The sequence below is a fragment of the Actinomyces ihuae genome (genome assembly GCF_001457875.1).
Classification (GTDB): domain Bacteria; phylum Actinomycetota; class Actinomycetes; order Actinomycetales; family Actinomycetaceae; genus Pauljensenia; species Pauljensenia radingae_A.
Window position 1 is genome coordinate 201,853 of sequence record NZ_CZPX01000005.1, and the last position, 19,683, is coordinate 221,535.

At 59.2% G+C, this 19,683-nt stretch carries 16 protein-coding genes; 7 read left to right on the forward strand and 9 right to left on the reverse strand.

Annotated elements, in window-relative coordinates:
- Nucleotides 1-24 precede the first annotated feature (24 nt).
- Nucleotides 25-2,226, forward strand: a complete 2,202-nt coding sequence (locus tag BN3002_RS05610) for an acyltransferase family protein (protein ID WP_058237053.1) — start codon at nucleotides 25-27, stop codon at nucleotides 2,224-2,226.
- 83 nt (nucleotides 2,227-2,309) lie between these two features.
- Here the strand turns inward: BN3002_RS05610 and BN3002_RS05615 are convergent, their stop codons facing one another.
- Genes BN3002_RS05615 through BN3002_RS05625 form a run of 3 tightly spaced genes read right to left on the reverse strand, consistent with a single transcriptional unit; the run spans nucleotide 2,310 to nucleotide 5,130 of the window.
- Nucleotides 2,310-3,341, reverse strand: a complete 1,032-nt coding sequence (locus BN3002_RS05615) for a Gfo/Idh/MocA family protein (RefSeq protein ID WP_058237054.1) — start codon at nucleotides 3,339-3,341, stop codon at nucleotides 2,310-2,312.
- A gap of 5 nt (nucleotides 3,342-3,346) precedes the next feature.
- A complete protein-coding gene (locus BN3002_RS05620) occupies nucleotides 3,347-4,468 on the reverse strand; it encodes a DegT/DnrJ/EryC1/StrS family aminotransferase (protein WP_058237055.1) in 1,122 nt (373 codons plus the stop codon).
- Nucleotides 4,468-5,130: an acyltransferase gene (locus BN3002_RS05625; RefSeq protein ID WP_058237056.1), complete on the reverse strand. Its 663-nt coding sequence runs from the start codon at nucleotides 5,128-5,130 to the stop codon at nucleotides 4,468-4,470. Before BN3002_RS05625 ends, BN3002_RS05620 begins: the two co-directional genes overlap by 1 nt.
- A 124-nt stretch (nucleotides 5,131-5,254) precedes the next feature.
- Between BN3002_RS05625 and BN3002_RS05630 the strand changes: the two genes are divergently transcribed.
- The 4 genes from BN3002_RS05630 (at nucleotide 5,255) to BN3002_RS05645 (ending at nucleotide 9,784) form a co-directional block, all read left to right on the forward strand.
- A complete protein-coding gene (locus BN3002_RS05630; RefSeq protein WP_058237057.1) occupies nucleotides 5,255-5,929 on the forward strand; it encodes a glycosyltransferase family 2 protein in 675 nt (224 codons plus the stop codon).
- Nucleotides 5,930-5,934: 5 nt separating this feature from the next.
- On the forward strand, nucleotides 5,935-6,426 hold the full coding sequence (locus tag BN3002_RS05635) for a DUF2304 domain-containing protein (protein ID WP_257525480.1): 492 nt from the start codon (nucleotides 5,935-5,937) through the stop codon (nucleotides 6,424-6,426).
- 288 nt (nucleotides 6,427-6,714) lie between these two features.
- On the forward strand, nucleotides 6,715-7,899 hold the full coding sequence (locus tag BN3002_RS05640) for an LCP family protein (RefSeq protein ID WP_157843512.1): 1,185 nt from the start codon (nucleotides 6,715-6,717) through the stop codon (nucleotides 7,897-7,899).
- 262 nt (nucleotides 7,900-8,161) lie between these two features.
- On the forward strand, nucleotides 8,162-9,784 hold the full coding sequence (locus tag BN3002_RS05645) for an LCP family protein (RefSeq protein WP_257525481.1): 1,623 nt from the start codon (nucleotides 8,162-8,164) through the stop codon (nucleotides 9,782-9,784).
- Nucleotides 9,785-9,970: 186 nt separating this feature from the next.
- Here BN3002_RS05645 and galE read toward each other — a convergent pair whose 3' ends face one another.
- The 6 genes from galE to BN3002_RS05675 all read right to left on the reverse strand — a co-directional run bounded on the left by galE (nucleotide 9,971) and on the right by BN3002_RS05675 (nucleotide 17,013).
- Complete coding sequence (gene galE / locus BN3002_RS05650) at nucleotides 9,971-10,966, reverse strand: UDP-glucose 4-epimerase GalE (protein WP_058237059.1); 996 nt, start codon at nucleotides 10,964-10,966, stop codon at nucleotides 9,971-9,973.
- 161 nt (nucleotides 10,967-11,127) lie between these two features.
- Entirely contained in the window at nucleotides 11,128-11,709 is a 582-nt protein-coding gene (purE, locus tag BN3002_RS05655; RefSeq protein WP_058237060.1) for a 5-(carboxyamino)imidazole ribonucleotide mutase, read from the reverse strand.
- Between the two features lie 186 nt (nucleotides 11,710-11,895).
- Nucleotides 11,896-13,095, reverse strand: coding sequence for a 5-(carboxyamino)imidazole ribonucleotide synthase (locus tag BN3002_RS05660; RefSeq protein ID WP_074026257.1), 1,200 nt, complete (start codon nucleotides 13,093-13,095; stop codon nucleotides 11,896-11,898).
- A gap of 196 nt (nucleotides 13,096-13,291) precedes the next feature.
- The gene (locus BN3002_RS05665; protein ID WP_058237061.1) at nucleotides 13,292-14,617 is read right to left on the reverse strand and encodes a HAMP domain-containing sensor histidine kinase; all 1,326 of its coding nucleotides are present in this window, start codon (nucleotides 14,615-14,617) and stop codon (nucleotides 13,292-13,294) included.
- A gap of 223 nt (nucleotides 14,618-14,840) precedes the next feature.
- Nucleotides 14,841-15,521, reverse strand: coding sequence for a response regulator transcription factor (locus BN3002_RS05670; protein WP_058237062.1), 681 nt, complete (start codon nucleotides 15,519-15,521; stop codon nucleotides 14,841-14,843).
- Between the two features lie 235 nt (nucleotides 15,522-15,756).
- Nucleotides 15,757-17,013 (reverse strand): adenylate/guanylate cyclase domain-containing protein, encoded by a 1,257-nt coding sequence (locus BN3002_RS05675; protein ID WP_092648733.1) that lies wholly within the window; start codon nucleotides 17,011-17,013, stop codon nucleotides 15,757-15,759.
- A gap of 268 nt (nucleotides 17,014-17,281) precedes the next feature.
- On the opposite strand from BN3002_RS05675, the gene BN3002_RS05680 reads away from it, so the two are divergent.
- A complete protein-coding gene (locus tag BN3002_RS05680) occupies nucleotides 17,282-18,115 on the forward strand; it encodes a Maf family protein (protein ID WP_058237063.1) in 834 nt (277 codons plus the stop codon).
- 199 nt (nucleotides 18,116-18,314) lie between these two features.
- Complete coding sequence (gene dapD, locus BN3002_RS05685) at nucleotides 18,315-19,337, forward strand: 2,3,4,5-tetrahydropyridine-2,6-dicarboxylate N-succinyltransferase (protein ID WP_257525482.1); 1,023 nt, start codon at nucleotides 18,315-18,317, stop codon at nucleotides 19,335-19,337.
- Nucleotides 19,338-19,683 lie beyond the last annotated feature (346 nt).

Below are 19,683 nucleotides of genomic sequence, written 5' to 3' on the forward strand. Positions count from 1 at the left end.
TCACTTTCGCCCTTTCCAAGCCGCATGACGATACGCTTTCTGATCTACCCCGTGATAGCTTCGATAATTGTGAATGTTGAAGCACACCCGCGTTCGGCATTGAGCCGCGAGCGCCCACAAGGCCCTTCAACGCCTCCTCATGTAGCCGCGCAGCCCATCAAAGCGTCTCCCCGTCGCTTCGATATCCAGGGTCTGCGGGCGATCTGCATGGTGCAGGTGCTTCTCTACCACGCATGGCGCATCGGCTCCCCCATCGGTGTTGACGCATTCATCATGATTTCCGCTTATCTGATGACATCCTCATTCATGCGTCGTTCAGAAGCTGGACGCATGCCGTTTTTCCTGGAGCGCTGGGCCAACACATTCAAGCGGCTTCTTCCGCCCCTCGTTGTCACTGTCTTCGCCACCGTTATTGCCTCCTTCATCATTCTTCCGCGCTCACGGTGGATCGAACAGGCCATCCAGGGATTCGCGTCAGTGACCTACTGGCAGAACTGGCGCCTGGTGTCGGTTGCCGCCGACTACTACGCCAATGACTCCGGGCTTGCCAGCCCTCTGCAGCACCTGTGGTCCATGTCAATGCAGGGCCAGGTGTTCCTGCTCTGGCCATTCCTCATGACGTTGTGTGTTCTGCTGGCACGCAGGAAGCGGCACCTGATTCGCCCTGTCGTCTGCACTGCATTCACGCTAATGACCGTTGCGTCACTGATGTGGCTCCTGACTGCGGCCCCAGATGACGCGAGCATTTATTTCGATACACGTGCACGAATCTGGGAGTTCTCCCTCGGCTCAGCAATCGCAGCCGCAGCGCCATGGCTCCGTCACCTGCGCCCCTGGGGCCGCCTGATGTCATGGGTGGGTCTGGTCGTCCTGGTGATCTACAGCCTGGTGAGCATCGGCACCTATCCAGGTCCCATGGCCGCAGTCCCCATGCTCGCGGTTTCCACAATCCTTCTCTTCCCCAGCAAATCGCCTCGCTCAGCCGCAGCATTTCTGTCCACGCGGCCGCTGCCGAATCTGGGCGACATTTCCTACGCCGTATATCTGGTTCACTGGCCCATTTTCACGCTCACGCTGGCTGCCCTCGGCCAGCACCGACTCACGGTGATCGAGGGACTGCTTGCCATCGCAGTGTCCATCGTTGTCGCAATAGTTCTGACCCGTGCAGTCGATGATCCGGCGCGCAAGGGTCGCTGGGTCAATGCACGTACCCGCAACAAGGCGATCGTGGCGTTGGCAAGCGTTCTGGCTGGAGGTGTGCCTCTGGCCGCCACGTACTGGACTCTGCATGTCAAAGCTCAGGACGACCTGATGAACCTCACGGATCTGCAGAATAACGTGGTCTCCGAAACTCACCCCGGTGCCACGATTTTCGACACGAGCAGTGAGAGCACATACTCCGCATCTGACAGCGATGCGACCACTGACGGCAACATGCAGCCGGTTGTTTTTGACGAGGATCCGCTGCCCAGCCCGTTTGCCTTGGACAAGCAGTGGGCCTCGTATTCCAATCCGTGTGACGCGGATGGACAACGCCTGTTCAACACTGACGACGGGTCGTGCCGAACCTATGCGGCAGATGACCAGCACTCCGAAGGCCACATTCTGATTGCCGGAGATTCTCACGCTGAACAGATGATTCTGACGCAGGTCAGCATGTTCCTGGACGCGGCACAATGGAATGCGACTGCCGTCCTGCAGGGCGGGTGCTCGTGGGGAATGCCGGACAGCTACGAGGGGACCTGTCAGGAACGCAACCAGAATCTGCTGGACTACATGGACATGCACGACTTCGATGCGGTGATGCTGGTCAGTACGGCCGCTTCTCCTGATTCCCATGATGAAAGCCTGGTCAGCGGTCTGGAAGACCTCGTCACCTACCTGAATGAGCGTGGGATCCCGGTGGTCGGTGTGCGCGACAATCTGCGCTCAGAGCGGAACCTCTTTGACTGCTCTGATTCCAATCCAACCGACGGGACGTACGGCGGATGCCTGTTGGAGCGCGCTGCGTATTTCCCTGACGCTGATCCGACCGACCAGCTCAGCTCCAGCCTTGACTTCATGCAGATTGACATGACGGATCAGGCTTTCTGTTTCGATCAGGTGTGCCCGACCCTCATCGGAAACATTTCCGTCTACCTTGACGACAATCACGTCACGCTCGACTATGCGAAGACAATGGCTCCCGCATTCAGCAGGAAAGTTGGTGAGATTCTGGGCGCATGAACGCCCTCGCCAATCCACATGGAATGAACGAGGGCGTCCGGCGGTCACCAAGTTAAGTGGTGACCTGACAAGTGCGTCAGTATTCAGTTATCGAAGTGCACGACCTCATTGGATGAAGCGGACTTCAGGATTGCTTCGACTACGCGCAGCGCAGCAAGGCCGTCATTCATCGTGACGTGCTCATCGCCAACGCCCCAAATGGCGTCACGGAAGTGCTCCTGCTCCACGGCGATCGGCTCACGCTTGGTCAACGCGTAGCGCGTCATGGTACCTTCGGACACTCCGCGGAATGCGGCGATCTGATCCCACTGGACAGGCATCTGGCCATTTTCGAAGAAGGTCAGATCCCCCATCACGGTGTTGGCGACCAGCGCGCCATGCTCGCCGGTGACGATCGTGGTGCGGTCCTTGTACGGAGTGAGCCAATTGACCAGGTGGTTGACCAGCACTCCGTTAGCGAATCGACCCGACACCGTGACCATGTCCTCGTGTTCACGCCCTGACCGGTATGCGGTCTGAGCGAACAGTTCGGCATAGGTGGAGCCGGCGACCCATGCGGCCAGATCCACGTCGTGAGTGGCCAGATCCTTGACAACGCCCACGTCTGAAATGCGTGCAGGGAATGGGGACTGGCGACGCGTGACGATCTGGTAGACCTGACCGAGCTGGCCGTCCTGAACGCGGCGACGCATCTCCATGATCGCCGGGTTGCAACGCTCCACGTAGCCAACAGCGCCGACAAGTCCTGCTGCGTTGAACGCGTCAGCCAGACGCTGTCCGGCCTCGACACTTGCGGCAAGCGGTTTTTCAACCAGTGTGTGAACCTCAGCTTCAGCCAGTTTGAGAGCCGCTTCCTCGTGGAAAATGGTGGGGACAGCAACAATGGCGGCGTCAATCCCGGTTTCGATCAGAGCATCAACGTCTGGAAGAACAGGCATGTCACCGGCAACGCCGAAGCGGTCACCGCTGGGATCGGCAATGCCGACCAGTTCGAACCCTTCGGTTGAGCGTGCATTGCGCACGTGGTGACGTCCCATCGAACCGATGCCGAGGACACCTACGCGAATAGGCTGTCCTTTTTCGATGCGATGCCGCTCGGGTGCTGATGATGTCATGCGACTCACGCTCCAGCCTTGGCGCATGCGGACACGGCCTCAACGATGCGATCCAGGTCTTCAGCCGACAGGGAGGGGTGAACCGGCAGGGAGACAACCTCGCGGGCAGCCTTTTCCGTGTTCGGCAGTTCAAGACCCTCAGCGTAGGGTGCCAGGGACTGCAGGCGGTGATTCGGGATCGGGTAGTACACGCCGGAGCCGACCTGCCATTGGTCTTTCAGTGCGTCGCGGAATGCATCACGTTCCTCGCCGGTCGCGCCTTCCAGACGGATTGTGTACTGGTGGTAGACGTGTGAGTAGCCTTCCGGCACGGTCGGGGTGACCACTCCGTTCACAGAGGCGAGACCCTCGCTGAGCTTTGCAGCGTTCTCCTTGCGGGTCTTCGTCCAGCCTGCGAGTTTCTTCAGCTGTGTGCGACCAACAGCAGCAGCCACATCAGTCATACGGTTGTTCAGACCGACCAACTCATTGGCGTACTGCTTTTCCATGCCCTGGTTACGGATCAGGCGGCAGCGGCGAGCAAGCTCATCGTCAGCGGTGGTGACCATGCCGCCCTCAAGGGACGTCATGTTCTTCGTCGGGTAGAAGGAGAAGGATCCCCAACTGCCGAACGTACCCACCGGCTTGCCGTTGATCGACGCGGCGTGTGCCTGAGCGCAGTCTTCGAAGACCAGCAGATTGTGCTTCTTGGCGATCTCAAGGATGGCTGGCATGTTGGCCGGCAGGCCGTACAGGTGCACGACCTCGATGGCTACGGTCTTGTCAGTGATTGCAGCTTCAACGCTGGCCGGATCGAGGGTGAACGTGTTGACGTCAATATCAGCGAACACAGGGTTGGCTCCGGCGATGGCAACGGAGTTGCCGGTGGCAGCGAAGGTAAACGACGGAACGATGACTTCAGAGCCTTCCGGCAGCTGTGAGGCCAGCGTGGCGACGTGCTGAGCTGATGTGCCGGAGTTGACGGCCACGCAGTTCACGCCTGCGACAACCTGCTCAGAGAATTCTTCTTCGAAAGCCTTGACCTGAGGGCCCTGAACAACCATTCCGGTTGCGAGCACATCGTCAACAGCCTGACGCTCGTCGTCACCGATCAGTGGCTTTGCAGGCGGGATAAATGCACGTTCCATTAGTGAGAAACCTCTTTCAACGTTGTCTGTCCATCACTTGATTGTTCTTCGTAGTACAGGTCACCAGTCAAAGGGCAGCGGTACAGTGTCTGCCCCTCGTTCACCGGTTCGAGAGCGCTGCGGGCGCCCTCGTCAATGTCATGTCGATCCACTGGTTCAAGGCGTGCGCCCGAGCGGCCGACCCACCCAATGCGCCTGGCTGGCACGCCGGCAACAAGGGCGAAATCAGGGACGTCCTTCGTGACGACTGCTCCGGCAGCGACTGTGGACCACGCGCCGATCGTCACGGGCGCCACGCACACGCTGCGAGCGCCAATTGCGGCGCCTTCCTTGATGGTGACGCCAACCGGCTCCCAGTCAGATGCAGATTTGATGGTTCCATCCGGGTTGACGGCCCTGGGGAAGTGATCGTTGGTCAGGACTGCTGCCGGACCGATAAAGACACCATCGGCAAGGGATGCGGGCTCATAGACAAGGGCGTAGTTCTGCACTTTGCAGTTGTTCCCCATGCGAACGCCCTCGCCGATATAGGCGCCACGGCCAACGATGCAGTTTTCACCGATGTGAGCATCTTCGCGTACCTGGGCGAGATGCCAGATGCTGGAGCCTTCGCCAATGGACGCGCTCGATGCAACATCGGCAGTATCAACAATTCTGGGCATATACCCTCCTGACGTACTGTAGCCACTTAATCATACGCACTCACAGCCCAAGATCACAGGCACCACCCGCACACTTCGGCAATGCGCAGGCAGAGCGTGCGCACCGGTGTGGAATAATGCCAGCATGGAGCGATATGAGGACACGTGGCTGATTGTGCCTTTATATAACGAGGCCACAGTTGTCGGACAGGTGATCCAGCAGGCGCGGCGCACGTTCCCGAACATTGTGTGCGTGGATGACGGGTCAAAAGATGATTCCGCCAGACAGGCGCGTCTAGCCGGGGCACACGTGGTAACGCATCCCATTAACCTCGGTCAGGGCGCGGCGCTACAAACTGGATTCGAATACTTCCTCACCCGCACCGACGGCACCTACGCCGTCACCTTTGATGCCGATGGACAACACCGTGTCGAAGATGCCGTTGCGATGCGCCGCACCTCAATCGATACCGACACGCCGATTATCTTCGGCTCCCGCTTCCTTGAAGGTCACGTCGATATTTCCAGTTTCAAGCGTGTGGTGCTGAAAACGGCAGCGCTGGTGACTCGCGTGCGCACCGGAATGAAACTGACCGATGCGCACAACGGTCTGCGATTACTGCGCCGCGACGCTGTCGAACACGTGCATTTGACGCAAAACCGTATGGCACATGCTTCTCAAATCGTTGCCCAACTGGCGCGTTCAAAGATGAAGTGGCTGGAATTTCCGGTCACGATCATTTACACCGACTACTCGCGCTCCAAGGGACAGTCACTGCTGAACTCCATTAATATCCTCGTCGAATTGCTGATGGGGTGAGCGACATGTTGACAAATTACTGGCTTATCAAGCTACTCCTGCTGGCGGGGCTGCTACTGCTGGCATGGTTCGTCATGCGTCCCATACGCAATCCGAACCAACTGGCGCTCAAACGCCTCGGCATGCTGCTGATGATCGTCTTTGCAGCATTCGCGGTGCTCTTTCCCGGTCTGCTGAACCGTCTGGCCGCCTGGCTGGGCGTGGAGCGAGGCATCAACCTCCTGCTCTACGCGTTGGTTTTGGCTTTCTTCATGCAAGTTGCCACGACGTATCGGCGCGATGCCGATACGGAAAAACGTTTAACTCAGTTAGCTCGCGCTATCGCGCTGTCAACACACCCGCCGCTTCCTCACTATCGTGATGACGATGCATATTCTGGGACAACCTCTGACAGCGTTTTCCCTGCCGATGCCAAGGATTCAACGGAACCTGTGCCAGATGGCGATGAAACGAAAGATGCCGGCGCCCCCCTCGATAATGACGCTGACGACAAGTAGCATCGGCGGTCAATCTGGGCAACGATGGCGCTTTGACCTCGGGCTGCGTACGCTGGCACGCCAGGGGCCGCATATGCACGAGGAACGACACGACAAACCTTGCAGTCTCAATAACGTTTGGATAACGATTTTCCGGTACAATCACACTCAATGAGTACAGCCAAACGATTTCTTGCGTTTCGCGCAATGCAACATAGCGCCACTGAAGTTCGATACTTCAGCGCGATTCGCGCTGTCCTCGGCGTGCTGGTCTCGCTTGTATTGTTAGCAGGCTGTACAGGCTTCTTTGTGATTAAAGATTTTCGTGACCAACTCTCCGAAAACATCATCGATATCAGCGATTTCGACAAGGGTGGCAAGACCGACGAAGAGAAACCACCAGGGGATCCTTTCGCCGGCAAAGCACTGAACATTCTGGTTTCCGGCATTGATTCGCGTAACAACGCAGACTACGCGTATGGCGATCCCGACGAGATCGACACCATTCGCTCAGATACCACGATGATCGTGCACATCTCGCAGGATCGCTCGAGGGTACAGGTGGTGTCGATTCCGCGCGACCTGATGACGACGATCCCCTCATGCCAGTCAGCCGAAGGCTACGAGACCTACGAACACTATGGTCAGTTCAACTCTGCCTTTGCTGACGGGGCAGGCAAAGATGACATCGCCGGCGGGATCGCATGCACGAAAGCGACTGTCGAGTTATTGACAGGACTTGAGCTGGACGGGTTCGTAGTCGTCGATTTCGCTGGTTTTGCGCATATGGTGGACGCGCTCGGCGGAGTCTGGTTTGACGTTCCTTCATACATTGAGGACTACAAGTCGGATATCTACTTTGATCCGGGCTGTCAGCACCTCGATGGGCGGCGAGCTCTTGATTATGCGCGCGTGCGCTACGGAGTGGAGGATTCTGACGGGTCCGACATTGAGAGGATCAGCCGACAGCAGGCACTCTTTAGTGTCATATTCAACACACTACTGTCCAAGAACTTCATCACCGATATGCCGGCATTGCTGTCGTTCCTCAAGCAGACTCTGGCGGCACTCAAGATGTCCAGTGAATTCGCTGACATCACTGATGACGCGGGACTGCTCATGTCACTGGCAAGTATCAGCCGTGAAAACATCCAATTCCTCATGATGCCGAACACGCCAGACGACTACGACCCCAACAGGGTCGTCGCAGTTGAGCCCGACGCCACTGACGTGTGGAACGCTCTTGCCAACGATGAGCCGTACCCACCTGGCAGTGAGTACCGCGACGGCAACGGCGTGATGCGCACAGTCCCCTACCCTGAGAGTGATGGACAATCCAGTGATGACAGCTCCGGGGCATTCGACGACTCTGATAACACCGAGATTGACGGCGGTAATGCAACCAACGAGGCGCCGAGCCCTGATCCACTGTCAGAGGATCTCTCAGATGAGTCAGCTGAGAGCACCCCAAGTTGTCCTCCGACCGGCCACTAAAGGTCAAGCCGATACGTTTCGCACGCGTCCTCGTCTTTTTTGTGGTGCCGAGTGGTCGCGTGCAAGCGACCACTCGGCGCCACACTGAGCGACAGGATTTGAGACACCGATCAGGCATACGAGCACCTTGAGCCCAATACAACGTAAATTAGACACCGGTACCCATTGGCGTGCCGCGAAGTCTCTCGCTTCTATGATGCTGTGCATTCTCGATTGCATGCGACGCACTGCCGAAGAACTCAACGAGTAAGGAATATTCGACGTGACAGACCATCCCCCGTCATTTGCACCTGACCCGGGTCGGTCTCGCCCTCGTGCCAATGATGCGCACAAAACCTCCGAGCATCGCCGCACGCCAGATGCGCAGCGCTCGCCAGGCCGCAGTGCAGCGAGCCACCTCCGCACAGCATCTGATGCTCCCGCAGATCCGAACCCCGCGGCGGTACCTCAGCGCCGTTCCTTCCGTGATCCGTATGCTCGCCGTGGTACTCCTGACCCATCATCCAGCTCTTCTCGCGTCCAACAGTCCGGAGGAAGCAGCGTTACTCACGCCGATTCACATTCGCGTGCAGATCGTGGCGGCCCTGTCCACCTGGGCCGTGCGTCCTCACACAGCTCCGGCACCCAGTCCTCACAGCAATCCTCCGCTCACAATCAGCCGGTGGAGCCAACCAGGCGCATGCCATCACACACCACGCCGCGCAATCAGCGGCACCAGCCACCCTCGTTCCTGCCGGCCGACCAGGTGCGTCAGCTTCAATCTCAACGCGCTGCGCTCTCTGGCACCAACGATGACGGGACGCCCGCGACGCCGCGCCAGCAGGCTTTTCATCCGCCACGCCAATGGACGATTCCTGAGCGTTCGCATCCAGCGCAACAGTACAGCTCGTCCGGCCCTTATGGCCCCTCAGAACCCTCCAGCTCATCCGCGCGCGACCGCGCACGCCCGCGACGCCGGCGTCACAGGCGCTGGCCACTCGTCCTCGTCATCATTCTGGTGCTCATCATCGGATGGCCGGCATTCCTCGTCTGGGATGCGAACCAGCACCTCGGGCGAGTTGACGCACTCACCACGAACGCGGACACTCCTGGCACCACATACCTGCTCGTCGGTTCAGATTCCCGGGCCGATGGAGCCGTCGCTGACGGTACCGAGGGCGCTCGAGCCGACTCGATTCTGCTGATCAACGTCGCGCCCAACAGTCAGGCCACCGCAATTTCACTGCCTCGCGACACGTACGTGTCGGATCCGGACTACGGCGACATCAAGCTCAACGCAGCCTACTCCCTGGGAGGTCCCAACCAGCTGGTCGCAACGGTCGAATCGCTTACCGGACTCACCGTGGATCACTACGTCGAAATCGGAATGGGCGGCGTGGGAACAATCGTTGACGCGCTGGGGGGCATCAATTTGTGCCTCGACATGGACGTGAATGACGAGCTGTCCGAGCTGAACTGGCAGGCCGGATGCCACGACGCCGATGGTCGCACCGCGTTGGCATTTTCACGCATGCGTTATTCAGATCCGCTCGGTGACATCGGCAGAGCCGAGCGCCAACGCCAGGTCATCACCAAGACCATCAGCACGGCCCTGTCCCCCAGTGTCCTGCTCAACCCGATAGCCACCCTGAGAGTTGAACGCGCCGGAGCGAGTTCACTCACCGCCGACAAGTCCGCATATTCAACCGACCTTGCCCGATTGGTGTGGGCATTCAAGTCAGCCAGTGACGCCCAACTCATGGGTGCACCGCCCATCGAATCCATGGGCTTTGAAATCGGATCTGGCTCAGCCGTTTTGCTGCGCGATACAACCGCGCCCGAGTTCTTCGCCAAAGTCGCACGCGGCCAGATCACGCCAGAGGACCTCAACCAGCTTGACGGGTAGGTCGCTAGTGCGGTCCACCTTGTAGTCGGCCGACACTCAATGGTGCGCGCCACCTGCAGACTAAACGAGCGCCACCACGTGCGCACGCTCCCCTATCCTTGGCGGCGACATGACAAAGCCGCCCTCGTCACTGTCGAAAACACCAATGACGAGGGCGACCCGTGAGCCTGTAAACTCCGCCGGCTCCTAGTTGCTGGCGGGAACCTCAAAGTGACGAGGGCCGGCCTGCCACGCTTCCCATGCGGAGCTGAGGATGTCATGGACATCCAGTTCGGGCGTCCAGTTCAGGTCCTTGCGGATACGGGACGAATCGCCGATGAGCTGAGGCGGGTCGCCGGCGCGGCGATCCAGCTCCTCGACCGGGAAGTCCCAGCCCGACACTTCGCGCAAACCGTCTATGACCTCGCGAACGGATGTGCCTTTCCCAGTGCCAACGTTGAACACGCGATGTTCCGGCTTTCCATCTTCAAGAGCATCAAGTGCGGCGATGTGTGCCTGAGCCAGGTCGCGCACGTGGATGTAGTCGCGGATGCAGGTGCCATCCGGCGTGGGGTAATCTGTGCCGAAGATCTTGGCGGACTCGCCCTTGGAAATGCGATCCAGCACCATTGGAATCAGGTTGAGGGTCGCGGGGTCTTCCAGGTCGTTCCACCCCGCACCTGCCACGTTGAAGTAGCGCAGGCCGATCCAGTTCAGGTCCCATGCGCGTTCACAGTCCGCCATCATCCACTCGGCGATGAGCTTGGTCTCGCCGTATGGGTTGATTGGTTTCTTCTCGATGTCTTCGGGGACGACCTCGACGGGCGGCATGCCATACACCGCGGCCGAAGAGGAAAAGATCATGCGGGTGACGCCTGCGTCCTGCATTGCCAGAAGCATGTTGGCGAGGCCGCCGATGTTCTGTTGGTAGTACCAGGCGGGGCGCTCCACCGATTCGCCAACCTGCTTGCGGGCGGCGAAGTGGATTACTGCGTCCACGTCCTCATCGACCATGGCGTTGGTCAGAACGCCGCGAGCTTCATCGGATGCGCAATCGATTTTGATGAGTTTCGCGTCGCCGATACGGTCAGCCGTTCCATACGACAAGTCGTCGACGACGATGACGCGTTCACCGCGCTGCTGGAGAAGCCGTACTACATGTGCGCCGATGTAGCCGGCGCCGCCACATACAAGAATACTCATGCCACTACTGTATTACGGATATGCATGCCAGGTCACGCGCGTGGTGCGTGACCGTCCGACGAACTCTCAGTGTGATTCGAAGGGCGGCGCGCATCGGTCCGAACGCTGGGCCAGATAGATGCAGGTACTGGTTGGTGGATCGACAACGGTAGTGAAAGGTGTTAGTGCTTCTGGCCACCCAGTTCATCGCGCAGGCGTGTTCCTTTGTTCATGGCAACTGCGCGCAGATCCTGCTGGAAAGCTCGCATGTGGGCGCGAAGATCGGCAGCAGCCTCGTCGGTACCGACGCTGAGGATACGTACCGCCAACAATCCAGCGTTTCGTGCACCGCCGATTGACACCGTGGCGACCGGGACGCCAGCAGGCATCTGCACAATCGACAGCATGGAGTCCACACCATCCAAGTGTTTCAGTGGTACCGGAACACCGATGACGGGCAGTTCGGTGAGCGCTGCGAGCATGCCAGGCAGATGCGCTGCACCACCGGCACCTGCGATGACGACACGCAGACCTCGTTCGGACGCTGACCTGCCGTAATTCACCATGTCTTCAGGCATGCGGTGCGCAGAAACGACACCGACCTCACAGGCGATGCCAAACTCTGCAAGGGCATCAACGGCAGGTTTCATCGTCGGCCAATCTGAATCCGACCCCATGACCACCCCGACCAGTGGATTCTGACCGGTTGGGGTCACGATAGGAAACGCGTCGCCACCCTCGCCGCGCCGAGTGGTCGCTTGCATGCGACCACTCGTGGATTCCTCTGATGGTTGTAGGTTCATGGTGCTCCGTGTCCTCTCGTGTTGTTCATTGGTGCTTTGCGCACTCACAGCGCGCCGCCACCTCATCATCAGGCAGACCCCTGTCTTAATCTCAACGTGCCACGCCGCAGAGCGTCGCCCTCGTCAATGCCGACCAGTGTGACGGGCCTAGCCGTCCTCCTCCTCCGGCTCGCCGAACAGCGCATCGACCGCCGCCTGAGCTGCGGCCTGAGCTTCTTCCACCGTAGTCGCAGATACGTTGACATGTCCGAGCTTCCGGCCGGGTCGCACCGACTTGCCGTACAGATGGATCTTTGCTTCCGGACTCGATGCCAAAGCCTGAGACAGGCCCTCGCTGGGATCGTGTCGATTCGACCCCAGTAGGTTCACCATGACCGTGGCAGGCGCCGTCATTCGCGTGCTCCCCAACGGCAGGTCGAGCACAGCGCGAAGATGCTGTTCAAACTGACTGGTCACAGACCCGTCGATCGTCCAGTGACCCGAATTGTGCGGTCGCATGGCAAGCTCGTTCACCAACACGCGCGCACCGTCAACCCCATCAGCAACAAAGAGTTCGACAGCCAAAACACCGGTGACTCCCAGCTCAACTGCAATACGCTCCCCAAGATCTTCCGCCTGCCGGGCAAGCTCGGCAGAAATACCTGGTGCAGGCACCCGCACAATGGAGCAGACTCCGTTGTGTTGGATCGTCTGAGCAACTGGCCATGAGCGCACCTGACCGGATGGATTTCGGGCGACGAGGGCGGCCAGCTCCACCGTGAATGACACCTTTTCTTCAGCAAGGAGCGGCGCTCCACGGTCGAACCAATCGTCAACACCATGAGCATCGCCGACAACCCGCACGCCATGACCATCATAGCCGCCAACCGGTGTCTTCACGATGACCGGCCATCCAACCGCGTCGCCAAATGCTGCCAGTTCCTCGGGTGTGGTGACCTTCGCCCAACGGGGGCACGGAATCCCGGCGTCAGTGAGGCGTTCACGCATAGCGAGCTTGTCCTGCGCGTACAGCAAAGCCGATGCAGGTGGATTGATTGCAATGTCGGATCCTACTTGCCTGAGGATGTCCTGCGGAACGTGTTCATGCTCGAACGTCAGCACATCCGCGCCGCTGATGATCGTGCGCACAGCATCGATGTCCGAGGGGTCCCCCACCACTGAATGCACAACAACTGAGCCCGTTGCACCATCCTCAGCTTCAACCAGCGCATGTAGGTCGATTCCCAGTGCAATGGCACTTTCCTGCATCATGCGCGCCAGCTGACCACCACCAATCACAGCGATGACAGGGCGAGGTGCAGAAGGCGCTGGCGCACCGCTAGGTGCCCCGGTGGTATGAGACGCCACGTGACCATTTGGCGCTTCGAGGTTGTCGACGGCTGCTGCCGTGTTTGCGGATTCTTCGACTGGTGACTGCGCAGTATTTGATGAGCTCACACATAGAATCTACCGCTCACCCGCGGCTTCGTCACATCCCAGCGCACTAGGGTTGTGTGTGCCGAGTGGTCGCTTGCACGCGACCACTCGGCACACACAATAAAAATCAGAAGCGCCGCGAGCGCCTTCCCATTGATACCAGGGGTCCCTGCGGCATGACTCGGTCGGGGTCAATCGACGCGGGAATGGCCGCGAGTGACACGGTGAATACCGGTGGCGCTGCCTGCGTCAGTTCCAGTCGCCCGCCCATCGCTTCGGTCAGGTCGTGCGCTAATCCCAGCCCAATTCCACTGGACCCGTGACCGGATACGCCGTAGTCAAAAATCTCGGGAGCCAGTTCCTCAGAGACACCCTCGCCCTCGTCACTCACATCGATCATCACACCGCGCTTCGTGGGTGACTTGCGGGAAACCACTCGCGTTTCGCCGGCACCGTAACGCAAGGAGTTTTCGATCAGTGTTGCCAGCACCTGCCCGAGCTTCGCTGCATCGGCCAGCACCGAAGCACCCGATTCATCGGTGAAAGTCAAAGTCCGACCGGCCTGCGTGAAAGCACTCTCCCACTCTTCGCGAGCCGTGTTGAATATTTCCACCACATGGATAGCCTCCGTGTGCCCGCTGGTGCGTTTGGACGTGTCGAGCAGGTCCGTCACCACGGTCGTCAAGCGCTCGACCTGTTCAAGACAGCTGGATGCTTCTTCACGCACTTCGTCTTGCTCAGCGATCATCTCGATCTCCTCGAGCCGCATCGACAGAGCCGTCAGAGGCGTGCGCAGCTGGTGAGAAGCATCAGCGGAAAAACGGCGTTCTGCCGCCAAGCGCCCCGCCATGCGCTCTGCTGTTCTGGCCAGTTCATCCTGGACCAAGTCAATTTCCTCAATGCCGGATGGCTTCACTCGCGCACGCACCATACCGGCGCCAATTTGCTCGGCCTGAGCAGCCAGATAAATCAGCGGAGCGGACAGTCGGCGTGACAGCCGCTTCGCCAAAGCCCAGCCAACTAGCATCGATAGTGCTGCACCACCGATGAACAGGACAATCACACCGATAACGCGACGTATCGCGGGCATCGCGGAAGTTTCCATCGTCACGATCGTCCCCAGCGAAGATGATTCCGACGACCTGAGTTTAGGGCCCGAGATGGTCTCACCCACCACGATTTCCTCCTGCCCGCGCGCCTTCACACGTGTCCACGCATCAGCCTCTTCCACGACCAGCGGTTTCGCCCAGGCTTCAACCAGATGCTCAGAAATCTGCGTGCCCTCCGAAATGCGGCGGTCAGATGCCCGCATGAGGGATTCGACGCGCGCGTCCAGAGCATTTTGCTCACTTTGCCACGCCATGATGGAGCCGATCGTCGCACCCGGAATACCCATCAGCAGGACAACGACTGCTACGGCAGCCAGGATCATTTTTGCTGCTCGGCGTCTCATCGTTCCCTCCAATCTTGGCGTCAGCCCATCGTTTTGTGCAAGCGCTGACCGGTTGCACCGCAACGTGTCGACACTGGCTGACTGCGAGCACGTGCATGCGCCGGCAGGGACTAACAGGCGTCAGCGTTGGCTCACTGCTAGGATGAGCATCCACCAGTAGGCCACGCCAATTCCAAACTCAGCGCAGCAAGGGGAGCGCAGCAAGGCTTCGAGCAGGAGCGGCCTAGTGACCGTTCTTTTCGAAACGGAAACCCATTCCACGCACGGTTGTGATATAGCGCGGCGACCCGGCATCGTCTCCGAGCTTGCGGCGCAGCCACGACACGTGCATATCCAGCGTCTTGGTCGACCCTGATGGGTCAGACCCCCACACTTCACGCATCAGCGCTTCACGCTCGACCACGTTGCCGGCTTCACGTACCAGCACTCGCAGCAGCTCGAATTCTTTGGCAGTCAGATGCAGTTCACGCGATCCGACGAACGCCCTGTGTGCAGAGACATCGATTGTCACGTCCTGAGCGCTGATCTCATCCTCTGACACGTCACCGACCGAGCGGCGCAACAAAGCGCGCACACGAGCCAGGAGCTCAGCCAGGCGGAACGGCTTGGTCACATAGTCATCGGCACCGGCATCCAGGCCTACGACCATGTCTACCTCGTCAGTGCGAGCGGTCAGAATCAGGATAGGTGTGGTGCGGCCTTGCGAGCGGATTTCACGCGCAACCTCAAGGCCGTCAATGTCAGGCAAGCCCAAATCGAGGACAACTAGATCGGCGCCATCAATCTCATTGAGAGCGCCTTTACCAGTGCCATGAGCTCGGACCTCGTAGCCTTCACGCCCAAGGGCGCGAGCCAGAGGCTCGGAAATCGCGGGATCGTCTTCGACGAGCAGTACTGTAGTCACGGCTTAATGGTACATCCTAGGAGCGCTCTTTCACATTACTTGACCTTTTTCATCTCAATTTGCACCGTTCTTTAACGAGGAGAACGCGGCCTTTGAGCGAGCGAGGTCACACCGTTGTCTCACGTGGCAGGTGTTTTGAGCAGGCCGGAGGCGAAGGCAACGAGATGGAATTTTATGCGCGCAGCTTAAAACAGACGCTGTAACTGACGCGGCGCTCTCCCCTCGTCCACCACCGTTATTCGTATTGACGCGAGAGCAGGTATGGAGAGACGAGGCCGAAGCCGCGAAGTTCTGTGCTGGGGAAGGTTTCGATCGCATAGCCTTTGCCGCCTTTACCCGCGGAAACTGCCGCGGCGGTAGTCGGGTCAGTCAGGATTCGCCCAACCGGCGCGATATCCACCAGACGAGACGCGAGGTTCACCGGCGGTCCAAATACATCACCTGAACGGGAGAACACGTCACCCCGTACGAAGGAAGCGCGAACCGGCAAAATGTCATCATCGGCGTTAAGGCGCTCAATCAAGGAGGTCACCACATTCAGTCCGGTGGGCAAATCGTCAGCAATGAAGAACACGGCGTCACCAATCATCTTGACGACTCTGCCGCCTGCTTGAGTCACAGCGATTCGGCTCGCGTCCTCAAAACGTTGGATCAGGCCAACTAGCTTGCCGCCCAGGATGGTCGAGGAGGCCGTGTATGAGACCATGTCGACAAAACCGAGGGATCGGTTCAGCGGGAATCGACGCTTGGCTGATTCGTGCCCGCGCTGCGAGACTTCATGGTCGACGCGATCCAGGAGCGAGTGCAGCTGTCGCTGCCAGGAGTAGACGAGGGTCTCGCCCAGCAGGTCGACGTACTGGCGCATCTGGTCGAGTGTGACGAGGCGGGCCGCTGTATCATCAAGCCTCAGGCGGCGGACAGAATCTTCCACGAACGCTTCCACCTGCCACAACGCCAGGCGGTCGGTGATGTGGGAGTGGGCTCGGAGCAAAGACTGTGCGGTGGATCGGTCGACACTTCCATCGGCGACGAGCTGAGTCCACTTGGCGTAAATTTCCTGGTCACGGTGGGTGAAGAGCGGCGATTCGGGGTCGGCGTCCGGGAAGCCCATCGTCGTCCAGAAATCATTCACGTCGTCAACGGTTCCGCCAACCGCGTTGGCAAGGTCTTCAACGGTCAGATGCGGGATTTCGCCTAGCAATTGTTCCTCGTACTCGCGTATCGTGGCTCCCGCCCCGCGGCTCACTCCCGCCTGCACGCTTCCCCGTTCTTCCCCCGCTTGCGCCGAGTGGTCGCGTGCAAGCGACTGCTCGTGATGCATAGAAGATGGCGAGCCCGGCTGCGCGGACGGTTGATCGTCTTCTGAGGGCACAACTGAACTGGCCGGACGTGAGGGCGGGTGCTCAGAAGTTCTGCTCGACGAAGCATCACTGTGACCGTCTCGCTGATCATTGTTCATGTCGCTAATGTCAGCTTCGCACTGTCCAGTCACGCATCATTCCTCCCTTCCGTACTCGCATCCTTCTGCATCAGTATTCTGCATCGCGCAGCGTAAGCCGTAGCGTTATCTCTTCGCCTGACACACTTGTGAAAGTAGCGTTCGTATCGCCCCAACGCGGAAATTTTCCGCGATTGGCATGCCACCTGCATGAATGCAACCTTCCATAGCATAGCGCCTTATGTGTCGATCGTCACGTTCCCCGTTATCCGCGAGTGGTCGCGTGCACGCGACCACTCGTCGAAGTGACACACTAGGCGGTATGCATCTAGTTTTGGCTTCCCGTTCGCCGGCGCGCCGCGCGACGCTCCTATCAGCAGGAATCACACCGATTGTCATGGTGTCAGATGTTGATGAGAACGAAGTTCTCCGACGGCTCAAAGAAGCCTTCTCTTCGTCAAGTGACCCTGCACACGAAGACCCATCGCCTGCCGACCAAGTTCTCGCTTTGGCTCAGGCAAAATGCCTCGCGGTGGCAGACAGGCTGGCCTGCGTTTCCCTCGACAATACGGCCGTCGACGAGGTTCGTGCCGAAGATCGCACACACGAAGACCTTATCGTCGTGGGCTGCGACTCCATGTTCGAACTGGATGGCGTCATGTATGGAAAGCCGCATAACCGCCTGACTGCCATCGAACGCATCAGGTCGATGCAAGGACGCAGCGGCACGTTGTGGACAGGGCACTGCGTCGCCCTCCTGACAGCGCAAAGCCACAATTCGATTGACGAAGAGAGTGCCTCTCCCCTTGCTGGCGTGAAGCCGTCCCGTGCCCCCGAACCCGCCGCTAACACGCCCAAGTCGACGGACGTGGCCTATCAAGTTGCGCGAACGGCCGGGCGTTCAGCTTCCACAACCGTATATTTCGGCTCAATGACCGACGAAGAAATCAAAGCGTACGTTGACTCGGGTGAGCCGCTTGAGGTGGCGGGCTCATTCACGATCGATGGTCTTGGAGGGGCATTCGTCCGGGGCGTCGAGGGGGATCCCCACTCCGTTGTTGGTATCTCGTTGCCGCTCCTTCGGTCGATGCTGGCTGAGCTGGACGTATTCTGGCCCGACTTATGGGATCAGCACAACAGGCCCAACGGGCACTGACACCCATTCAAACCATTCGACGATCTCACAATATGGGAAAACCTGATCGCGTTTCAATCCTCTTGTGTGCCGAGTGGTCGCTTGCAAGCGACCACTCGGCACATGCCTCGTCGACTATCGCACCCACCTGCGAGCCGCCTGCAGCCCTCCCCCTCGCCAAAGTCCTTCCGGGAAATGCCAAGCACCGTAAACTGAGACCATGACTGAGGACACAACTGAGACCCACAATATGAACGCATGGGGAATTGGGCTGGCAACAGTTGCCGACGATGGTCACACACTGGACGTGTGGTACCCGCACCCCCATTTGGGCGAACGTTCTAACTCGGCCCCAGACGCCGAGCTCTTCGATATGCTCTCCGAACTGGAACGACGCGATGAGGCTCGCGGAGTGCACACACAGGTTGTCACATGCACCGCCGACCTAGAGGATCGCCCTCAATCCACCGCCGATGCCTACCTTCGCCTGCATCTTTTGTCCCACCGGCTCGTCAAGCCCAACACGATCAACCTCGACGGCATTTTCTCGCGCCTCCCTTCAGTTGTGTGGACGTCGGCAGGCCCGTGTCCGATCGATGACTTCGAAGGAACTCGCCTTCGCCTGCGCCAACACCTCGGCCGTCCTGTCACCGTAACCGGCGTGGATAAGTTCCCCCCGATGGTGAACTACGTCGTGCCAGATGGAGTCAGGATCGCTGACGGTGCGAAAGTTCGCCTGGGTGCCTACCTGTCGAAGGGCACAACAGTCATGCATGCCGCGTTCGTGAACTTCAATGCGGGCACGCTGGGCCGCAGCCTGATCGAAGGCCGTATCTCGCGCGGCGTTGTCATCGGTGATGGATCCGACGTAGGCGGCGGAGCTTCGACCATTGGCGCTCTGAGCGGTAGCGGCGACGACCAGGTCCGCCTGGGCAAACGCTGTCTGCTGGGCGCAAACTCCGGCTTGGGCATTCCGCTGGGTGATGACTGCGTGATCGAAGCCGGACTGTTCCTGACAGCCGATACCCAGGTGGCGCTCATGCCTGGAGGCGGCGTCATTCCGGGCGCGAACGGTCTTTTCGCAGAACCGCGAACAGTGGAGGCTCGTGAACTTGCCGGAGCCTCGAATGTTCTCTTCAAGCGCTCCGTGTCCGGCAGAGTTGAAGCCCACGCGCGCGGAGGCCGCTCAATCGAGTGGAATGACCCGCAGCAGCATCATCGTGAAAACCACGAGGACGACTAGCCGAGCCGCATACTTGAGCTCTCCCCCACCGTTAGGTCTTTGAATGGAGGTCAGCCTCCTCGTGACGTGATCGTGATGCTGGGTGCAGCGACGCGTGGCGGCACGTCCGGGTGCTAATAAGCCGGAAGCCGCATCGCATTTGAGCGTCACGTGGAGATAGCGGGGTAACGTCATGTTCCTCGCTCCCAGCAAATAGGACCTCCGAGATCAGTCATTTCCTAGTGGGCCAGCCAGCTTCTAGGTGCCTGGCTATTGCAGGGGTGCTGGGCGCTGCTTATGCCCGTGGTTGATACTGCACGAGGGTGGCTCACGCTATCCACAATTTCGTCATTTTTCTCATATTTTC